The following is a 2,232-nucleotide window of genomic DNA, read 5'->3' as shown; positions in this document are numbered from 1 at the left end:
GGCCGAACAGGTCACCGGCGACCATCGACGACACCCGACGCTCGGCGGCCCGCTGCACCCCGACCCGGGCCAGCCGGCGCAGCGGGGGCACCAGCAACAGCAGCCCCAGCGCACCACTGACCAGGCCCGGCAGGGCCAGCAGCAGCGCCCCCAGCAGGCCGACCAGCCCGTCGGTGACCTGCCGGCCCGGCGGCTGCCGAGACTCCACGGCGGCGCGGAAGCCCCGCCACGCCCGCATGCCCTCCCGGCGCAGCAGCACCAACCCGAGCAGGGACGCGGCGAACATCAGCAGCAGCGCGGAACCGAAGCCGATGCCCCGGCCCACCAGGACGAACACGGCCAGCTCCAGCAGCGCCAGCAGCAGCAGGGCCGGCGGTACGAACCTCAGTCCTCGGCGCATCTCACCTCTTCAGCCAGGGCGTCATCACGCCCTTCCAGCATGACACGCCGACGCTCACGGCCACCGGGCCAACGCGTCGGGGCGCCGCGCCGCGGCCCGCCGGTCCCGCACCCCCCAGGTGGTGATCCGCCACAGCGCCTCGGCCACGATCAGCGGGCTCATCTTGCTGTCGCCGTGCTCCCGCTCCACGAAGGTGATCGGCACCTCCACCATCCGCACCCCGGCCCGGTGCGCCAGCCGGGACAGCTCCACCTGGAACGCGTAGCCCTGGGAACGCACCGCGTCCAGGCCCATGGCCTCCAGCGCCCGGGACCGGTACACCCGGTAGCCGCCGGTCGCGTCGGAGACCGGCATCCCGAGGGCGAGCCGCGTGTACAGGTTCGCGCCGCGCGACAGCAGCAGCCGGTGCCACGGCCAGTTCACCACCCGCGCGCCGCGGGTCCACCGGGAGCCGATCACCACGTCCGCGTCGCGGGCCGCGTCCAGCAGCGCCGGCAGGTCCTCCGGGGCGTGCGAGCCGTCGGCGTCCATCTCCACCACCGCGTCGTAGCCGCGCTGCCGGGCCCAGGCGAAACCGGCCAGGTAGGCCGCGCCGAGGCCTTCCTTGCCCTGCCGGTGCAGCACGTGCACGTGCGGGTCGTCGACGGCCAGCCGGTCGGCGATCTCCCCGGTGCCGTCGGGGCTGTTGTCGTCGGCGACCAGGATGTCCACCCCCGGCGCCGCCGCACGGACCCGCGCGACGATCCGGCTGACGTTGTCGGCCTCGTTGTAGGTGGGCACGACCACGAGCACCCGCCCCACCCCAGGGTGGCCGACCGTCTTCCTGTCGGCTGCCAGGACCACCGTCGTACCGCCTCCCCGCCGGCCTGCCGGCACCGTCGCCTACTCCGGGTCGGCCTCCCGGCGGCGGCGCAGCACGGCCGCGCCGGCCAGGGCCGCGACGGCCAGCGCCGCGAGCGCCACCTCCGGCCACACCCCGGCCCGGGTGGCCGGCGTACGCCCGTCACCGCGCCGCATCTGCCGCACCACCACGGCCGCCGTGTTGAACCCGGTGGCCCCGTCTACCCGCCCGTCGGGGGTAACGAACCCGGACACTCCGACCGTGGAGGCCATCAGGGCGTTGCGGCCGTGCTCGACGGCACGCAGCCGCACCATGGCCAGCTGCTGGCGGGCCTCGGCGACGTCGAAGGTGGCGTTGTTGGTCTGCACCACCAGCAGCTGCCCGCCGCCGGTGACGGTGTCCCGGACCAGGCCGTCGTAGGCGACCTCGAAGCAGATCACGTCGCCGAGGGTGACGTCGCCGGTCGCCAGCACGCCGGCGCGGGTGCCCGGCACGAAGTCGGAGCGGACCCGGTCGACCTCCGCGCTGACCATCCGGGCGATCTTGCGCAGCGGGATGTACTCGGCGAACGGCACCGGGTGCCGCTTGGTGTAGAGCTGGTCGAGGTCGGGGCCGCTGCCCGGGCGCCACAGCAGGCCGGCGTTGCGGACCTGCCCCTCGCCGGGGCCGAGCAGCACCGCGCCGACCAGGATCGGCGCGCCGATCACGTCGGCGGCCTGGGAGATCCGGTAGCCGGCGTCGGGGTTGCGCAGCGGGTCGATGTCGCTGGAGTTCTCCGGCCACACCACCAGGTCGGGGTGGCGCTGGGTGCCGGCGGTCACCTGTTGGGCGAGCTTCAGGGTCTCCTCGACGTGGTTGTTGAGCACGGCCTCCCGCTGGGCGTTGAAGTCCAACCCGAGGCGGGGCACGTTGCCCTGCACGATGGCGACGGTGATGGTCTCCCCGCCGCCGCGTACGCCGGTGGGGACGCCGCCGGCGGCGGCCAGCAGCA

General features: G+C 74.9%; 3 protein-coding genes. All 3 read right to left on the bottom strand.

The genetic code is table 11. The features are described from left to right. Positions 1–400: FxsA family protein (locus ACWEVO_RS35320; protein ID WP_452311751.1), on the bottom strand; the 400-nt coding region annotated here is incomplete at its 3' end. 54 nt (positions 401–454) lie between these two features. After that, positions 455–1,243 carry a polyprenol monophosphomannose synthase gene (locus ACWEVO_RS35315; protein ID WP_452311750.1) on the bottom strand — a complete coding sequence of 263 codons (789 nt, stop codon included), beginning with the start codon at positions 1,241–1,243 and terminating at the stop codon, positions 455–457. A 39-nt stretch (positions 1,244–1,282) separates the two neighbouring features. After that, on the bottom strand, positions 1,283–2,232 hold a 950-nt coding region (gene lnt, locus ACWEVO_RS35310; RefSeq protein WP_452311749.1), incomplete at its 5' end, for an apolipoprotein N-acyltransferase.

This window comes from Micromonospora sp. NPDC003776, assembly GCF_053605645.1.
This window is presented reverse-complemented; position numbering and strand designations above follow the sequence as displayed.